At 74.2% G+C, this 17084-nt stretch carries 15 protein-coding genes and 1 riboswitch; of the genes, 9 read left to right on the top strand and 6 right to left on the bottom strand.

Features of this window, described 5'->3' with window-relative positions; translation table 11 throughout:
* Positions 1-483: 483 nt before the first annotated feature.
* From ACZ5Y0_RS11355 to ACZ5Y0_RS11340, 4 genes are read right to left on the bottom strand one after another with little or no spacing between them, the layout of a single operon-like run.
* Positions 484-1314 (bottom strand): ATP-binding cassette domain-containing protein, encoded by an 831-nt coding sequence (locus tag ACZ5Y0_RS11355; protein ID WP_469128389.1) that lies wholly within the window; start codon positions 1312-1314, stop codon positions 484-486.
* The gene (cbiQ, locus tag ACZ5Y0_RS11350) at positions 1311-2060 is read right to left on the bottom strand and encodes a cobalt ECF transporter T component CbiQ (RefSeq protein ID WP_469128388.1); all 750 of its coding nucleotides are present in this window, start codon (positions 2058-2060) and stop codon (positions 1311-1313) included. Before cbiQ ends, ACZ5Y0_RS11355 begins: the two co-directional genes overlap by 4 nt.
* A 6-nt stretch (positions 2061-2066) precedes the next feature.
* Positions 2067-2462, bottom strand: coding sequence for an energy-coupling factor ABC transporter substrate-binding protein (locus tag ACZ5Y0_RS11345; RefSeq protein ID WP_469128387.1), 396 nt, complete (start codon positions 2460-2462; stop codon positions 2067-2069).
* Entirely contained in the window at positions 2459-3160 is a 702-nt protein-coding gene (locus ACZ5Y0_RS11340; protein WP_469128386.1) for an energy-coupling factor ABC transporter permease, read from the bottom strand. The genes ACZ5Y0_RS11345 and ACZ5Y0_RS11340 overlap by 4 nt, the downstream gene beginning before the upstream one ends.
* A gap of 30 nt (positions 3161-3190) precedes the next feature.
* A riboswitch (cobalamin riboswitch) is annotated at positions 3191-3375 on the bottom strand.
* 237 nt (positions 3376-3612) lie between these two features.
* On the opposite strand from ACZ5Y0_RS11340, the gene ACZ5Y0_RS11335 reads away from it, so the two are divergent.
* The 3 genes from ACZ5Y0_RS11335 to ACZ5Y0_RS11325 all read left to right on the top strand — a co-directional run bounded on the left by ACZ5Y0_RS11335 (position 3613) and on the right by ACZ5Y0_RS11325 (position 5881).
* A complete protein-coding gene (locus ACZ5Y0_RS11335; RefSeq protein WP_469128385.1) occupies positions 3613-4095 on the top strand; it encodes a MarR family winged helix-turn-helix transcriptional regulator in 483 nt (160 codons plus the stop codon).
* A 190-nt stretch (positions 4096-4285) separates the two neighbouring features.
* Complete coding sequence (locus ACZ5Y0_RS11330) at positions 4286-5278, top strand: YihY/virulence factor BrkB family protein (protein WP_469128384.1); 993 nt, start codon at positions 4286-4288, stop codon at positions 5276-5278.
* Positions 5279-5425: 147 nt separating this feature from the next.
* Positions 5426-5881 (top strand): phosphatase PAP2 family protein, encoded by a 456-nt coding sequence (locus ACZ5Y0_RS11325; protein ID WP_469128383.1) that lies wholly within the window; start codon positions 5426-5428, stop codon positions 5879-5881.
* 138 nt (positions 5882-6019) lie between these two features.
* On the opposite strand, the gene ACZ5Y0_RS11320 is transcribed toward ACZ5Y0_RS11325, so the two are convergent.
* The gene (locus tag ACZ5Y0_RS11320; protein WP_469128382.1) at positions 6020-6976 is read right to left on the bottom strand and encodes a helix-turn-helix transcriptional regulator; all 957 of its coding nucleotides are present in this window, start codon (positions 6974-6976) and stop codon (positions 6020-6022) included.
* Between the two features lie 248 nt (positions 6977-7224).
* Between ACZ5Y0_RS11320 and ACZ5Y0_RS11315 the strand changes: the two genes are divergently transcribed.
* The 6 genes from ACZ5Y0_RS11315 (at position 7225) to ACZ5Y0_RS11290 (ending at position 15994) form a co-directional block, all read left to right on the top strand.
* Positions 7225-7533, top strand: a complete 309-nt coding sequence (locus ACZ5Y0_RS11315) for an ANTAR domain-containing protein (RefSeq protein ID WP_469128381.1) — start codon at positions 7225-7227, stop codon at positions 7531-7533.
* A gap of 112 nt (positions 7534-7645) precedes the next feature.
* Positions 7646-10588 carry an AfsR/SARP family transcriptional regulator gene (locus tag ACZ5Y0_RS11310; RefSeq protein ID WP_469128380.1) on the top strand — a complete coding sequence of 981 codons (2943 nt, stop codon included), beginning with the start codon at positions 7646-7648 and terminating at the stop codon, positions 10586-10588.
* Positions 10578-12509, top strand: coding sequence for an AfsR/SARP family transcriptional regulator (locus tag ACZ5Y0_RS11305; protein WP_469128379.1), 1932 nt, complete (start codon positions 10578-10580; stop codon positions 12507-12509). Before ACZ5Y0_RS11310 ends, ACZ5Y0_RS11305 begins: the two co-directional genes overlap by 11 nt.
* Before the next feature lie 107 nt (positions 12510-12616).
* Positions 12617-13471 (top strand): helix-turn-helix domain-containing protein, encoded by an 855-nt coding sequence (locus ACZ5Y0_RS11300; RefSeq protein WP_469128378.1) that lies wholly within the window; start codon positions 12617-12619, stop codon positions 13469-13471.
* Between the two features lie 816 nt (positions 13472-14287).
* Complete coding sequence (locus tag ACZ5Y0_RS11295) at positions 14288-15259, top strand: alpha/beta hydrolase (protein WP_469128377.1); 972 nt, start codon at positions 14288-14290, stop codon at positions 15257-15259.
* Between the two features lie 18 nt (positions 15260-15277).
* On the top strand, positions 15278-15994 hold the full coding sequence (locus ACZ5Y0_RS11290) for an alpha/beta fold hydrolase (protein ID WP_469128376.1): 717 nt from the start codon (positions 15278-15280) through the stop codon (positions 15992-15994).
* Between the two features lie 36 nt (positions 15995-16030).
* Here the strand turns inward: ACZ5Y0_RS11290 and ACZ5Y0_RS11285 are convergent, their stop codons facing one another.
* The gene (locus tag ACZ5Y0_RS11285) at positions 16031-17014 is read right to left on the bottom strand and encodes a TIGR01777 family oxidoreductase (protein WP_469128375.1); all 984 of its coding nucleotides are present in this window, start codon (positions 17012-17014) and stop codon (positions 16031-16033) included.
* Between the last annotated feature and the right edge of the window lie 70 nt (positions 17015-17084).

Here is a 17084-nt window from a genome sequence, read left to right as displayed (position 1 = left end):
GGGGCACCGGATGTCCGGGCACCGGGGAGTTCAGGACACTGTTCGGCGCCTTCCACGGCGCCGGCGAGTCCGGCCGCGGCGACCGGGCGATCCGCGGCCGGGCACGCCGGACGGCCCCGGGGCACCGGATGTCCGGGCACCGGGGGAGTTCAGGACACTGACCGGCGCCTTCCACGGCGCCGGCGAGTCCGGCCGCGGCGACCGGGCGATCCGCGCGGGCGAGCGGTCCCGCCCGGTGCGCGGGCCGACACTGATGAGCGCCGGACAGACTGCGGCGCCGAGAAGAACCCGTGCGGGTCTGCCGATGGTCATCGGCGATCGCGCACGCCCCAGTGGGCGGTCGCCCGGCGGTCCGACATCCTGGCCGCCGCCTCCGCGACGGTGCTGCCCCTCCACCCGCCGGCGTGGTTCACCGGCGTCCGAACCGACCGGCGCCGCGCACGGCGCCACCGGGCCTCCAGGGCCGAGGCGTCCTCCGAGGGCTCAGCCCCCGGCCAACAGCGCCGCCAGCTCCTCCGGGCTGCGCGGCCCGGCCTTGCCGTCGGCCAACAGGCCCTGTCCGGCGAGCAGCCGGGCGACCGCGATGCCCCAGGGCAGGCGCAGGCCCGCCTCCCGCAGCAGGTCGGTGCGGGCCAGCACGGTGCCCGCCGGACCGGTGTGCGCGCCGGACGGGGTGAGCAGGGCCGCGTCGTCGGCCCAGCGCAGGGCGAGGTCCACGTCGTGGGTTGCCATCACCACCGTCGTGCCGGACGCGCGCAGCCCGTCCAGCGTGGCGAGCAGCCGCTCCTGCCCGTCCGGGTCGAGCCCGGCGGTCGGCTCGTCGAGGATCAGCACGCGCGGCCGCATGGCCACGGCGCCGGCGATCGCGGTCCGCTTGCGCTGCCCGTAGGACAGCAGGTGGGTGGGCCGGTCGGCCAGGGCGGTGATGTCCAGTGCGACGAGCGCCTCGTCCACGCGGGCCCGCACCTCGGCGTCGGGCAGCCCCAGGTTCAGCGGCCCGAACGACACGTCCTGCGTGACGGACGCGGCGAACAGCTGGTCGTCGGGGTCCTGCACCACCAGCTGCACGGTCGTCCGCAGCCGCGTCAGCCCCTTGCGGTCGTACGCCACCGGCCGCCCCTCGACCGTCAGCGCGCCGGTGCGCGGGCGCAGGCCGCCGCTCAGCAGCCGCATCAGGGTCGTCTTCCCGCTGCCGTTGCGGCCGAGCAGGGCGAGGGCGCGCCCTTCGCGCACCGTGAAGTCGAGACCGTCGAGCACGGCCGGGCCGTCCTCGTACGCGAAGGAGGCACCCCGCAGGGCGACCAGCCCGCTCATGGCAGAGGCCTTTCCAGGACGAGGGTGAGGACGGCCAGGGCCACCAGCAGCCCGGCCGCGGCCACCGTGAAGCGAACGGAGACGCGGGCCTCGGGCACCAGGACGCGCAGCGTGCCGTCGTAGCCGCGTCCGGCGAGCCCGGCCTGGAGCCGCGCCGCCCGGTCGAAGGCCCGCACGAACGCGGTGGCGCCGAGCCCGGCGAGCGACCGCCACTCGGCGGCGCGCCCGGTGTGCCCGAGCCGGGCCGCCTGCGCCTCCCGGATCCGGCGCACCGAGTCCAGCAGCAGGAAACTCATGCGGTACGTCACCAGGGCGACGTCGACGACCGGCGCGGGCACACCTGCGCTCACCAGACGGGGCAGCAGATCGGACATCGGCGTGGTGAACGCGAACAGCAGCACGCCGAGGGAAGCGGCCGAGGTGCGCAGCATCAGCTCGCCGGCCCGAACCGGACCCCCGTCGGCCAGGGACACGAACCCGTCGGGGCCGCCCACCTGGACGAGGAGGGTGAGCGCGCCCGTCGCGCAGAAGCCCAACGGGACCCGATAGGCCCGCCACAGCCGGCGGGCCGGCACGCCCGCCGGACCGAGCAGCAGGACGAGCGCCGTCACCAGCACCAGGGCCGCGCCCGGCCAGGGCGGCAACGAGATCGCGAGCAGGGTCAGACCCAGCCCGAGCACGGCCTTGTCCACGGGATGACGGTGGCGCCAGCTGCTGCTGTGCGCCGCGGCGTCGATCGGCAGCACGAGCGCTCAGACCCGACCCTGCCGGGACGTCCCGTCCCCGGCCGCCCGATCGGCCCCCTCGGCCGACGGCCCGCCCCGCTCCTCCGCCGACCGGGCCAAAGCCCGCTGTTCGCCCTGGCGGCGCCCCCGGCGCACTCCGAAGTAGTAGGCGAGAACGCCCGCCCCCAGGGCCGCCTGGACGGCGAACAGCGCCGATTCGATCTCCCCGGACGGCGGCTCGTACAGGGGCGAGAACCACGGCTCGTAGTCCGGCTCCAGCTCGGTGATCGCCGTCTCCGCCTCGCTGTCGGCGCCCGTGAACGGCTGCTCCTTGTGGTCGCCGAGCCCCAGGGCCAGCGGCAGCACCGCGAGCGCGAGCACGGCGAGCAGCAGCAGGACGTTGATCCTCGTGTTCCGCTTCACCGGGCCACCGCCTCGGTCGTGTCCGACTTCCGGCCGCCCGTCACCAGCACGCCCAGCCGGGTCAGTTCACCCTTGCTGGACTGCACGAGCAGACGCATCACAAAGACGGTGAGCAGCCCCTCGCTCACCGCCAGCGGGATCTGCGTGACGGCGAAGATGGACCCGAACTTGCCGAGCGCGCCGAGGAAACCGCTGTTCGGGTCGGGGAACGCCAGCGCGAGCTGCACGCTGGTCACGCAGTAGGTGGACAGGTCGGCGACGAACGCGCCGCAGAACACCGCGACCATCAGCGGCGCGCCGTAGCGCCGCAGCAGCCGGTACCCGCCGTAACCGGCCCACGGGCCGACGATCGCCATCGAGAACACGTTGGCGCCGAGTGTGGTCAGGCCGCCGTGCGCGAGCAGCAGCGCCTGGAAGAGCAGGGTGATCGTGCCCAGCACGGCCATGATCGGTGGCCGGAACAGGATGGCGCCCAGACCGGTGCCGGTGGGGTGGGAACAACTACCGGTGACCGACGGCAGTTTGAGCGCGGACAGGACGAACGTGAAGGCACCGGAGGCGCCGAGCAGCAGCGTGCTCTCGGGATGCTCCCTGACTTCACGGGTGAGCGACCGGGCTCCGTGGACGACGAACGGCGCCGACGCGACGCTCCAGGCGACCGCGTGCGCCGGAGGCAGAAAACCCTCGGCTATGTGCATGGCTCAGCAGACCCTCTCCAGCACCTCGTGGATGGTTGACGCGCCTTGGCCGGTCTCCTGGCTGACGGGTACCACCGCCCGTGCTCCGCCTTCCCGGGTCCGTGAGGACCCAGTGGCCGCCCGCGAGGGCCGGAGCCGGACTTCCCGATCACAGTGGCGAGGGCCGCACCGGCATCACACCGGATTTCCCGTTCACCAAGGCCTGGTGACAGTAGTGCGAGGACAGGGCCGGTGACAAGCGGGACCGGGGGCGCACGGCGGCGGACACGCGGTGTCGCCCCGGCGCACACCTGCCGCGCCGGGGGCGATGCGGCGGGCGCCGGTCAGCGGCCGTGCCGGTCCGGGCACACCAGGCGCTCGCGCTGCGCCGCCGCTTCGAGGCGTGTCGGAGCGGTACCGGGGGCGGGCGGAGCCACTGGGACGCCGGCCGTCGTCCCCGCGCATGCGAGAGTGTGACCGTGAATGCCCTGCGCCATCACCCGGATCCCGACGAGGTCGCACGGGTGACCGCGACGGCCGCGGAGTTGCTGGAAGTGCTGTGGGGACGGGCCTCGACGGCGCCCGCGTCCCCGTCCCAGCTGCGCGTGCTGTTCGTCCTGGAGCACCAGGAGGGCATCAACCTGCGCGGCCTCGCCGACTCCCTCGCCTCCACACCGCCGTCGACCAGCCGGTTGTGCGACCGGCTCCAGGCCGCCGGTTTCGTGGAGCGCGTGGTGAATTCCTCCGACCGGCGCGAGCTGCGGTTGCGTCTCAGCGGACGGGGGCGGGCCTTCCTCGCCGACCTGCGGGAGCGTCGGGAGCGGGAGCTGCGCGCGGTGTTGGCCGGGATGCCCGCGGGGAAGCGGGTCGCGCTGATGGAGGGACTCGACGCGTTCTGCGCGGCGGCGTCCCGCGCCCACGACGAGGTCCCGGACTCCGGCGGGCGTACGGCCTGACCCGCGGACCGCGTCGCCGGCCGCACCGGCACCTCCCGGCGGGGGCCGGCGCCGAGGGGCCGGGAGCCACCCGGTCCGCACACGAAGCACCCACGCGGGCACGGCTGCGCCGAGCCGCCGCGAGCTGTTCCCGTGTGGCCGAGGTCCCGGAGGCCGCATGGAACGGCTTACCGGGGTTACTACGTGTGCTATGCCACGGACATCGAGAAACCGACCGGACGAGCAGGTGGAGCGCCGGCAACCGGACGACCTGAGCCGACTGCCCAAGCACTCCTGGCTGGCGGTGCTGAAGGGCACGGTCAAGGAGTTCAAGGACGACGAGCTGACCGACCGTGCCGCCGCCCTGACCTACTACGGGGTACTCTCGCTGTTTCCCGCCCTGTTGGTCCTGGTGTCACTGCTGGGCGTCGCCGGCAAGACGGCGACCGACGAGGTCCTGAAGAACGTTCGGCAACTCGCCCCGGGGGCGGCCCGGGACATCATCACCGACGCGGTCACCCAACTCCAGGGCCGGGGCGGGATCGGCTCGCTCATGGCGCTGGTCGGTATCCTGCTGGCCGTGTGGTCGGCCTCCGGTTATGTCGCCGCCTTCATCCGCAGCGCGAACGCCGTGTACGACATGCCGGAGGGCCGGCCCGTGTGGAAGGTGCTGCCGGTCCGGGTCGGTGTGACGGTGGTGCTGCTCGTGCTGGCCGTGATCAGCGCCCTGATCGTGGTGTTCACCGGTGGCCTCGCCCGCCGGGCCGGTACGACGCTGGGCATCGGCGACTCCGCTCTGGCGGTGTGGTCGATCGCCAAGTGGCCGGTCCTGGTCGTCCTGGTCACCATCATGATCGCGCTGCTGTACTGGGCGACCCCCAACGTGAAGGGCCGCGGCTTGCGGTGGATCACCCCGGGCAGCGTGCTGGCCCTGCTGATCTGGCTGATCGCCTCGGCGGGCTTCGCCTTCTACGTGGCCAACTTCGGCTCGTACAACAAGACGTACGGCACCCTCGCGGGCGTCATCGTGTTCCTGGTGTGGCTGTGGATCACCAACATCGCCATCCTGCTCGGCCTGGAGTTCGACGCGGAACTGTCCCGCCAGCGGGCCGTCGCGGGTGGTCTCCCGCCGGACCAGGAGCCGTACGTGCCGCCCCGCGACACCCGTGCCTGGAGCGAGGAGGACCAGCGCCGCATGACGTGAGGGGCGCCCCGACGTCCCGCTAGGGACACGCCGTAGCGGGAAGGCGCAGCCCATGAGTGCTGGGCTGATCTCGGAGAGGGCGACCGGCGGCTGGCCCGGCGGATGGCGTCGTGGCGGTGGGACCCGGCGCGGCGGACGCTCCCGGCGGTGGAGGAGGCGGCGCAGCACACCAAGTTCTGGTGGGGCGCCGCCTTCGTGATGGCCACGGCAGGCGGGTGGCGGGGACGGCGGGCCGCCGCAGCCGGCCTGGTCAGCATGGCAGTCGCGGAGGCGGTGTCCAACGGCGTGGTCAAGCAGCTCGGAGAACGGCGCCGCCCGCCGAGGGAGTGGATCCCCGAGGAGGAGGCCCACGACCGGCCCGACTCCTCCTCCTTCCCCTCCGGACACACGGCCGCCGCTGTCGGCTTCACCGCCGCCGTCGCCGGGGTGTGGCCTCTGGCCGGAGCGCTCTGCGCGGTGCCGGCGGTGATGGTGGCGGGCGAACGCGTGTACACCGCCCCCCACTACCCCTCCGACGTCGCGGCCGGCGCGCTGATCGGGCTGTCCGCCGCGGCGCTGACCCGCCGCGCTCCCCGCCTCGCCGCCCGCGCCGCACTGACCTGAAGGGCGCTGGAGCCGGTGGTCGTGCCCGTACACCCCGGTGGTCGTACGCGTGGTCGGCTCCGTTCGCGCGGGCTGGTCCGATCAGCCGTCGAGAACCCGGGCGGGCTCGTCGCCGGCGGCCCGGCCGCGGGGTGGGGCTCAGCCGGCGAGCGTGCGGTGCGGCGGACGGCCGTAGACGGAGCGGTACAGGGTGGCGAAGCGGCCGGGATGGAGGAAGCCCCAGCGGGCCGCGACGTCGGTGACCGTGGTGCCCTCCGTCGGGTTCGCGGCCCGCAGCTCGTCGTGTGCGTGGGCGAGGCGGACCCCACGCAGGTGCGCCAGTGGCGTGGTGTCGAGGTGCCGCCGGAAGGCGTACTGGAGGGTCCGCACCGTGACGTGCGCGGCCGCGGCGATGTCGGCGACCGTGATCGGTTCGTCGGCGTGGTCGTCGATGTAGGCCAGCGCGCGGCGCAGCGTCGCCGGCCGGGCGTCGTTGCGGTCGGCCGCGGTGGGTTCGGTGAGCGCCGTGTTGGGGAACGCGGCCAGGACGCCCGCCGCCAGGTGCTGGGCGGCGGTGGCGGCGACGAGCGGCTGGTCGGCGAGGCCGGGCGCGGCCAGTACATGGTCGCGGAGGTAGCCGACCGTCTGCCGCAGCTGCCGGGCCGCGGCGGGGGAGTGCGGCCGGTGCCCGGTCAGCCGGACCGGTCCCGGCCTGCGGCCCGGGGCCGTCGCGGCCACCTGGGCGAGCAGGTCGGTGTCGAGCATGGTGATGTTGTAGCGGGCGTTGCAGACCCGCCCCGAGTACGGCAGCTCCGGCGGAACGAAGGACACCACGTCGCCCGGCCCGAAGGCGTCCTGCACACCGTCGAAGGTGTGGTCCCGGATGGTGCCCTCGTGGACCAGGCACAGACAGATCCGGCCCAGCGGGGCGACCGAGTAGCTCATCTCGAAGCCGAGGTCGAGTTCGTCCACGGTCACCGACGGCATCGCGGCACGGCTGATGCGTGCCCGGCCGGCCCCCGGGTCGCTGCTGCCGATGCGCATCCTGGCGTAGGCCCTGCTGAGGAAGTCCTCGGTCCGGCCGAGGTCGTCACTGTCGAAGAACAGCGTGTCCATGAATCCTTCGTCCGGTGGGTCGGTGGCCCCGCGCCGCGCGGGCCGGACGGTCGTCGCAACGACGTTTCGCCGCCTCCGCACGCTTTCCCCCCCTCCGGGGGGGCATTCGTTTTCCGGACCGTCCCCGGCGATGTCGTTCGTTCGGTGTGCGGCCGAACCGTTCGCTTCTGTGCAGGCTGGACGGGGACGGCACGGTGACGCCTGGTGGCCGCCCGCGGCTTCGCGGGCTCCTGACGAGGAGAAACACAGTGGAGTGCGGCAGGGCTGCGGAGGAGAACGCCGAGGCGCGGGTCGCCGCGCTGCGGGAGGAGGTGGCCCAGCTGCGGCAGGCCGTCGCCTCCCACGCCGTGATCGACCAGGCCATCGGGGTGGTCGTCGCCGTGGGCCGGCTGCGCCCCGAGCAGGGCTGGGAGGTGCTCCGGGAGATCTCCCAGCGCACCAACACCAAGCTGCGCGAGGTCGCCGAGTACGTGGTGCAGGGCGCCCACTGCCGCTGGCTCCCCGACGAGATCCACCAGGCGCTGACGGACGCCCTGGCCCGCACGCGGTCGGCGTGACCGTCCGGTAAACTACCCCCCACCTGCGGTTTCCCGGCTCCTGGACTGACTCTCGGTAACACGAGCGGTGACGTAGGGTCGGCCTCTGGGAGTGACACCGGAGGGGGAAGACGTGCCGCTGGAGTCCGTGCGGTTCGCGGTCCTGGGGCCCGTGCGGGTGCGTCGGGGAGAGACCGAGCTGGAGCCGGCCGGGCGGCAGGAACGAGCCTTCCTGGCGCTGCTGATGGTCAGGGCGGGGCAGCCGGTCGGCATGGACGAGATCGTCGACACGCTGTGGGGGACCGACCCGCCGCGCAGCGCCGTCAACGTGGTCCGCCGGCACGTGGGATCACTGCGGCGGCTGCTGGAGCCCGGCCTCGCCCCCCGTGCGGAGGGCCGTTGGCTGGTGCGGGACGCGGGCGGCTACCGCCTCGTGACCGACGGTGACTCCCTGGACCTGATCCGCTTCCGTGCCCTGCGGGAAGCCGGGCAGCGGACCGTACGCGATGCGCCCGAGCAGGCCCTCGGCCCGCTCACCGAGGCGCTCTCCCTGTGGCGGGGGCCGGTCGCCGTCGGCCTGCCCGCCGAGGTCCGCGCCCACCCGGCGTTCGACGCGGTGGACCGCGAACGCCTCACCGCCGTGCGCGACGCGGCCGACGCCGCCCTGCGCGCCGGCCTTCCCGGGGCCGTCCTGCCCGAACTGCACCGGGCCGCCGACGCGCATCCCCTGGACGAACCCGTGCAGGCCGCGCTGATCCGCGCCCTGGCGGCAGCGGGCCGCCGGTCCGAGGCCCTCGGCGTGTACGAAGCCGTACGGACCCGGCTCGTCGAGGACCTGGGTATCGACCCCGGCGCGGAGCTGCGCGAGGCCCGGGAGACCGTGCTGCGGGACAAGCCCGGCGGGGGCGCCCCGGCGGCGTCCGGACCGGCCGATCACCGGACGAACGCCGGCGCGCCCGAGGCCCCCCTCACGCAGGCTCACGAACCCCCCGTCCCCGCCCGTGAGGCGGCACCCGCCGGTCTCCCCGCCTTCCCGGTCCCCGCCCAGCTCCCGCACGACCTACCGGCGTTCACGGGCCGACGCGGCGAACTCGACGAGGTCCTCGCCCTGTCGGGCGGCGACGGAAGCCTGCCCGACGGGGCGCCCGGTACCGTGGTGATCACCGCCATCGGCGGCATGGCCGGGGTCGGCAAGACCACCCTCGCCGTGCACTGGGCGCATCGCGTCGCCGACCGCTTCCCCGACGGGCAGCTCTACGTCAACCTCCGCGGCTACGACCCCTCCGGCGCGGTCATGGAGGCGGGCGAGGCCCTCCGCGGCTTCCTGGACGCCCTCGGCGTACCGCCCGACCGGATACCGCACGGCATGGACGCGCAGGCCGCCCTCTACCGGGGTGTGCTGAGAGGGCGGCGGATCCTCGTCGTCCTGGACAACGCGCGCGACAGCGACCACGTACGGCCCCTGCTGCCCGGCTCGCCCGGCTGTCTCGCCGTCGTCACCAGCCGCGACGCCCTGTCCGGGCTGGTCGCCGCGCACGGCGCCCACTCCCTGACGCTGCGGCCGTTCGACACCGAGCAGGCGCGCGTCCTGCTCGTCCGCCGCCTGGGCGCCGAACGGGTCGAGGCCGAACCGCGCGCCGCCGACGAGATCACCGAACTGTGCGCGGGACTGCCCCTCGCTCTCGCCTGCGTCGCCGCCCGGGCCGCCGCCCACCCCCACTTCCCGCTCTCCGCCGTCGCCGCCGAACTGCGCGACGCCCACGGCAGCCTCGACGCGTTCGCCCGCTCCGACTCCTCCGTGGACGTGGGCACCGTCTTCTCCTGGTCCTCCCGTCAGATCTCCGACGAGGCCGCCCGGCTGTTCCGGCTGCTCGCCCTGCACCCCGGCCCCGACTTCTCCCTGCCGGCCGCCGCCGCCCTGGCGGGACTGCCGGTACGCCGGACCCGGCCGTTGCTGGCCGAACTGACCGGCCTGCACCTCGTCACCGAGCACAGCCCCGGCCGGCACGCCTTCCACGATCTGCTCCGCGCCCACGCCGCCGAACTCGTCGAGGAACGGCACACCGACGACGAACGACGGGCGGCCGTACACCGGCTGCACCACCACTACCTGCACACCGCCCACGCCGCCGACCGGCTGCTGGCCCCCAACTCCGACCCGCTGCCCCCGCCGCCCGCACCCGAGGGCGTACGCCCGGAACCGCTCGTCGACGTCGACCGGGCCCTGGCCTGGCTCACCGCCGAACACGCCGTGCTCCTCGCCGTCGTCGACACCGCCGCCGCCACCGCGCAGGAACGTCTCGCCTGCCATCTGGCCTGGTCCCTGGAACCGTTCTTCGACCGCCGGGGTCACTGGCACGACGCGCTCACCGTTCAGCGCACCGCCCTCGACGCCGCCCGACGGCTCGCCGAACCCGCCATGGAAGCCCGCGGGCTGCGCGGACTCGGCCGCATAGAGGGCCGGCTCGGCCTGAACGACCAGGCCGTCCCCCGCCTCGAACACGCCCTCGAGCTTTTCACGCGCCTGGGCGACGACACCGGACGCGCCAACACCCACCGCAGCCTCGGCTGGGAGAGCGAGCAGCGCGGCGACCTGCCCGGCGCCCTGCGCCACAACCAGCTCGCCCTCGCCCTGTTCCGCGCCGCCGGCGACCGGGCCGCACAGGCCAGCGTCCTGAACTCGGTCGGCTGGTACCACGCCCGGCTGGGCGAGCACCAGTCGGCCCTGACGCACTGCTTCGAGGCCCTGACCACCCTCCAGGACCTCGGCGACCGCTACGGCCAGGCCGTCACCTGGGACAGCATCGGCTACGCCCACCAGCACCTCGGCCGCCACCCGCACGCCCTCCTCGCCTACCGCAACGCCTTCGCCCTCCTCAGGGACCTCGGCGCGCCCTACGCCGAGGCCGACATCCTCGCGCGGGTCGGCGACACCCACCGCGCCATGGGCGACGAGGACGGCGCCCGCGCCGCCTGGACCGAGGCCCTCGGCCTCCTCAGAGGCCTCGACCACCCCGACGCCGAGCGGGTCCACGCCCGCCTCGCCGGACGGGACGGGCAGGCCGGTGCCTGCTGACCCCGCCGTGACGCGGTTCGAGGTGCTGGGGCCGGTGCGGGTGCGGCGCGGCGAAACGGAACTCGACCTCGGATTCCCGCAGCAGCGGGCCCTGCTCGCCCTGCTCCTGGCCCACGCGGGCCGGCCCGTGCCGACCGAGGAACTGCTCGACGTGCTGTGGCCGGCCCACCCGCCCGCCAGCGCGTCGAACGTGGTGCGCCGTTACGTGGGCGCGCTCCGACGCCTGCTGGAACCGGAACTGCCGCCGCGCGCCCCCGGCGAACGCCTGCTGCGCCGTCCCGGCGGCTACCTGCTGGAGGCCGCCACGGAGGAGGTCGACCTGCTGCGCTTCCGCGAACTGACCCGGCAGGGCGAGCGGGCGGCCGCCACCGGGCGGGCCGAGACGGCGGCGCTGCGCCTCACCGAGGCCCTGGAGGAGTGGCGCGGGCCGGTGGCGATGGGCATTCCCGCCGCCGCACGCCGGCACGTCCAGTTCACGGCGCTCGGCCGCGAACTCCTGCGGACGGCCCGGATGGCTGCCGACGCCGCTCTGCTCTGCGGCCGGTCCGCCCAGGTCCTGCCCGCCCTGCGCAGGGCCGCGGCGCTCGATCCGCTCGACGAGTCGCTGCACGCCCGGCTGATCCTGTCCCTCGCCGCCTGCGGTCTCCAGGCGGACGCGCTCACGGTCCACGGGGACCTCCGCCGCCGGCTGGCCGCGGAACTCGGCGTCACCCCCGGCGCCGAACTGACGGCGGCGCACACGCGCGTGTTGCGCCAGGACGTGGGCGGGCTGACCTCAGGGCCACGCGTGAACCTCGGCCGGCAGACGCCGGTCGGACGGGTGGGCCCGGACCCACGGGTCGATGACGCCGCGACCGGTGCCGCCCCCGCCGTACCGGACCGGACGGCGTCCGCTCGGCGCGCCCGACTGCCCGCATCTCCCGAAGGGTTCACCGGCCGCGAGGCCGAGCTGGAATGGCTGACGGCGGTGGGGGACGCGGTCGCGGGGAGCGCCGGAGCCCCGGCGCCCGTGCTCATCGGGGGCATGGCGGGCGTCGGAAAGACCGCCCTCGCCCTGCACTGGGCCCACGGCGCCACCGGCCGCTTCCCCGACGGACACCTGTACGTCGCGCTGCGCGGCGGCGACCCGGCGCGGCCCGCGGCCCGGGCCGAGGAGGCGCTGCGCGCGATGCTCACGGCCCTCGGCGTGTCCGCGGCCCGGATGCCGACGGGACCGGCCGCGCTGACCGGCCTGTACCGCACGCTGCTGGCAGGCCGGCGCGTCCTCGTGGTCCTCGACGACGCGGCCGGCACGGAACAACTGCGTCCGCTGCTGCCCGCCGCACCGGGCTGTCTGGCGCTGGTCACCAGCCGCCACGCCCTGCCCGGCCTCATCGCCTCGGGGGCCCGCCCGCTGCGCCTGGAGCCGCCTTCGGCCGAGGACGCGCGCGAGGTGCTGGCCGGCCTCGTGGGCGCCGACCGAACGGCCGCCGAGCCTCAGGCAGCCGACGAGATCGTCGCCCGGAGCGGCCGGCTGCCCCTCGCGCTGGCCGCCGTCGCCGTACGTGCCCGCGGCCACCGTGAGACTCCCCTCGCGGACGTGGCCGCGTACCTGCGCGAGACGCGGGGCAGCCTGGACGCTTTCGCCGGCGGAGGAACGGCCGACGTCCGGGACGCCTTCCTGGGTTCCTACCGACGGCTCTCCCCGGAGGCGGCCCGGCTGTTCCGGCTGCTGCCCCGGCACTCGGGGCCCGACCTCACCCCGGCGTCGGCGGCGGCACTCACCGGCCTGCCGGTCCGCGGCGCCCGCCGGCTGCTCGGCGAACTCGCCGAGGCCCACCTGATCACCGAGCACACGCCCGGCCACCACGTCCTGCACGACCTGCTGCGGATCTTCGCGGCCGAGCGCGCCGAGCAAGCCGAAGACGCCGTGCGCGCCTGACCGGTACCCGCCGCTGTCACTGCGTTGTCACTCTTTTTACACATCCTCCGGCCTACCGTCCGGGCGACGAGTCCGACAGTCGCTCGCTCAGGAGGCAACGGCGGAAGATGACCACCACCAGCACGATCGACGTACCCATCTGCCGGACGCCCCTGGGCGTAGAGATCATGACCGCCGAGACCGGCCCCGGCCGACTGCCGGGCGAGCGGGCCCCGCAGCCGGAGCACCGGCCGCACGCACGGGACGCCGGCGAGTACCTCTTCGTGGGACTGCGGGGCGCCACCCGGCTCCCGGACCCCCACGCCGTGCGGCTCACCCCCGGCGACATCTGCTTCTACGACGCGCGCCGGCCGCCCGCCCTGGACTTCCCCGAGCGGTTCCGGGCCACCGTGTTCCTCGTGCCGACCGACCTGATGGGCCTCACCCCCGCCGACGCCGGGCGGATCACCCGGACCCCGGTCACCCGGACCTCCCGGCTCGGCGCCCTGCTCTCGCCGCTGCTGTCCGACCTGGCCCGCACCGCGACCGAGGCCCGGCCACCGGTCGGCGTGATGCTCGCCGGAAGCGCCGTGAACCTCCTGGCCACACTCGCCTCCGAACAACTCGGCAGCCGCACCCCGGGCCCGGACGGCCAGCCGTCGCCCGTGATGGCCCGCATCCTGGAGTACGTCGAGCTGCACCTGACCGAACCGGACCTCTCGCCGGAGACCCTCGCCCGCGCCCATCACATCTCCGTGCGCTATCTGCACAAACTGTTCCAGGACGAGGGCACCAGCGTCGGCCGCTGGATCCTGCGCCGCCGGCTGGAGGAATGCCGCCGCGATCTGATGCGCCACGGCAGCCGCACCATCGCCGCCGTGGCGGGCAGCTGGGGCTTCACGAGCGCCACGCACTTCAGCCGCGTCTTCCGCGCCGCCTACGGCATGTCCCCCCGCGAGTGGCGGGACAGCGCGGGGCGGTGACCGGCGGGGCGTGGAAGGCGGCACCGGGTCCGTGGCGCCGTGGGAACGCCTCACCCTGCAAGGACGGGCGGTGCCGCACGGACACGGCGCATCCGAGGGCCGCCAGGCGCTCGGGGCTCTCCGGCGGACCGTCTCGGCATGGCCGGACAGCCGCGTTCGCCGGTCGGGAAGAGGCTCTCGCCGACGAGGCCGACGAGGCCGACGAGGCCGACGAGGCCGACGAAAACCGCGACTCCGCGAGATCGGCAGATCGCGCCGGAAGGTTTCGCCGTAGGTGGCGTGCCGACGGAATCCCGGCCCCTCTCCACGGGAAGTCGCAGGACTTTCTCCCATTCCGGTGCGCAATCGGCGACTCGGGGCCGATGCTGCGTGAAGTCCGCCGAACGGGCCGGGTCCAGGCGAGGTTCAAGTCCATTCCGTAGGGGAACGGTGAAGCGTGACCGTCACGCGGAGCGCTTGTTTGCGTCGAGCGGCTGAGATGGTCTTCCCTGGCCCGCGGTCGCGGAAAAGGCGAAGGGGGATACGCGCCGACGGTCGGCCGGATGTCTCCAGGTCCGCGAGGGACGAGGAGTTCTCCGGCCCGCCGGCCCACATGGTCGACACGGCGTGAACTCCATCGGAATTCCCCAGGTCGCGTGCGGCGGACTCGCCGCTTCCCCGGTGTGTTCTCCGAGCGCGCCGAACGACTTATCGCTGTGCACGGCACGCTGTGCGCTCTGAGCACACTGCCGGTGCACGCGAGGACAAAGTCCGCCGGCGGAGGGCGTTTAGCGTCCATGTGCGGAACAACGCACACCTCAACAGCAGGAGATTCTCATGTCCGACGTCGTAGAGCCGTCCCCGCCGGTGCTGGAGCCCGCCGCCCAGGCGTTCGTGGAGGCGACCGCGAACCCGCCGTACCTGTTCGATCTGGCGCCGGCGGAGGGACGCAAGGCCGTCGACGAGGTGCAGTCCGGGGAGATCGACAAGCCCGCCGTGGACGAGGAGTGGGTCACCGTCTCCGGCGGCCCCACCGGCCATGTCCGGGCCCGCATCGTCAAGCCCGCCGGCAGCCAGGGCACCCTGCCCGTCATCCTCTACATCCACGGCGCAGGCTGGGTCTTCGGCAACGCCCACACCCACGACCGCCTGGTGCGTGAACTCGCCGTCGGCGCTGGTGCCGCGGTGGTCTTCCCCGAGTACGACCTCTCGCCCGAGGCCCGCTATCCCGTCGCCATCGAGCAGAACTACACGGTCGCCCGCTGGATCGTGGAGCAGGGTGCCACCAAGGGCCTGGACGCCACCCGCATCGCCGTCGCCGGCGACTCCGTCGGCGGCAACATGACGGCCGCCCTCACCCTGATGGCCAAGGAACGCGGCGATGTGCCGCTGGTGCAGCAGGTGCTGTTCTACCCGGTGACCGACGCGAGCTTCGAAACGGGTTCCTACCACCAGTTCGCCACCGGTTACTTCCTGCGCCGCGACGGCATGCAGTGGTTCTGGGACCAGTACACCACCGACGAGGCCGAGCGCGCCCAGATCACCGCCTCCCCGCTGCGGGCGACCACCGAGCAGCTCGCCGGCCTGCCGCCGGCCCTGATCATCACCGGCGAGGCCGACGTCCTGCGTGACGAGGGCGAGGCCTACGCCAACAAGCTCCGCCAGGCCGGTGTCCCCGTCACCGCCGTCCGCTACCAGGGCATCATCCACGACTTCGTCATGCTCAACGCCCTGCGCGAGACCCACGCCGCCCAGGCCGCCATCACCCAGGCCACCACCACCCTGCGCACCGCCCTGCGCACCGCCTGATCCGAGGAGACCCGCAAGATGAGCACCACTCCCACCGTCCTCCTCGTCCACGGCGCGTTCGCGGACGCGGCCAGCTGGTCCGGCGTCATCGACGAACTCCAGCGCGACGGCATTCCCGTGATCGCCCCGCCGAACCCGCTGCGCGGCCTGGCCTTCGACGCTGCCTACGTCGCCTCCGTCGCGGCCCAGATCGACGGCCCCGTCATCCTGGTCGGCCACTCCTACGGCGGTGCCCTCATCACCGTGGCCGGCACCACGGAGAACGTCGTCGGCCTGGTGTACGTTGCCGCCTACGTCCTGGAGGAGGGCGAGAGCCTCGGCGAGCTCCAGGGCCGGTTCCCGCTGTCCCCGCTGGTCAGCAACCTCAAGCAGTGGACGTACCCCACGCCGGACGGCGCGGCCGCCGCCGAGGTCACCATCGCCGAGGACGCCTTCCCGTCGGTGTTCGCCGCCGACGTGCCGGCCGACGTCACCAAGATCCTCGCCGCCGCTCAGCGACCGCTGGCCGCCGCCGCGTTCGAGGAGGCCGCCGCCGCGGCCGCCTGGAGGACGAAGCCCTCCTGGGCGCTGATCGCCGGAGCGGACAACGCGATCAACCCCGAGGTCGAGCGCTTCGGCGCCAAGCGCGCCGACGCGACGATCGTCGAACTCGAGGGCGCCTCGCACGCCGTCGCGGTGTCCCGGCCGAAGGACGTCGCGGACCTGATCCGCGCGGCGGTCCGGGCGACGAGCTGACACCTGTGGCAGAGCCGTGCGGACGCGCCTCCCGCGTCAGGTCCGCGCGGCCCCCGCGCCCTTCCCCGCGCGGACCTCACGTCCGCCCCGCCTCCGCCGTACCAGGTCCTCCGCCGCCCCCGGCCACTCGGAGTGCGCGAAGGTGAAGCCCGCTTCGAGGAGGCGGCCGGGGGTGACACGGCGGCTCTTGAGCAGGAGTTCCGTGTCCGAGCGGAGGGCGAAGGCGCCGAGTCCGGCCATCCGCTTCGTCGCGGGCAGGCCCACCGGTACGCCCCACGCTCCTCGCAGTGCGCGCATGAAGACGCGCTGGGGCAGGGGGGCGGGGGCCGCGAGGTTCACCGGTCCGGCCAGGTCCTCCCGGTCGATCAGGAAGTCGATCGCGCGCACGAAGTCACGGTCGTGGATCCAGGACACGTACTGGGAGCCACCGGCGACCGGACCGCCGAGGCCGAGGCGGGTCAGCGTCGACAGTACGTCGAAGACCCCGCCCCGGTCCGGGCTCATCACCATGGCCGACCGCAGCGCCACCTTGCGGGTGTGCGGGGTGTCGGCCTCCTCCTGCTCCCGCTCCCAGTTCCTGGCGATGTCGATGCTGTAGGACCAGTAGGCGGGGACATCGGGCTCGGCCCCTCCGAGGAGTCCCGTGGCCTCGTCGTTCGGCGCGTCGAAGCGGTGGGCGTAGATCGTGGCGGTGCTCATCTGGAGCCAGAGCCGGGGCGGCCGGGAGGCCCCGGCGATCGCCTGGCCGACGACCCGCGTGGAGTGCACCCGCGAGTCCATCATCTCCCGCAGGTTGGCCGGCGTGTAGCGACAGCTGACGCTCCGGCCGGCCAGGTTGATCACGACGTCACTGCCGTCGACGGCGTCGGTCCAGGGCCCGGGGGTCCTGCCGTCCCAGGCGAGGTCGCCGGGCCGTTCCGGCCGCCTGCTGAGCACCACGACCTCGTGCCCGGATGCGGTGAGCGCCCGGCGCAGGACCGTTCCCACCTGTCCGGTCCCACCGGGTATGACGATCTTCATCGTGAGGCTCCCCCTCGCTCGTGTGAAGGGGAGCCTACCGGAGAATTGAACGCGTTCAAAAATGGGTCGG

Source organism: Streptomyces sp. NPDC033216, assembly GCF_055577115.1.
This window is presented reverse-complemented; position numbering and strand designations above follow the sequence as displayed.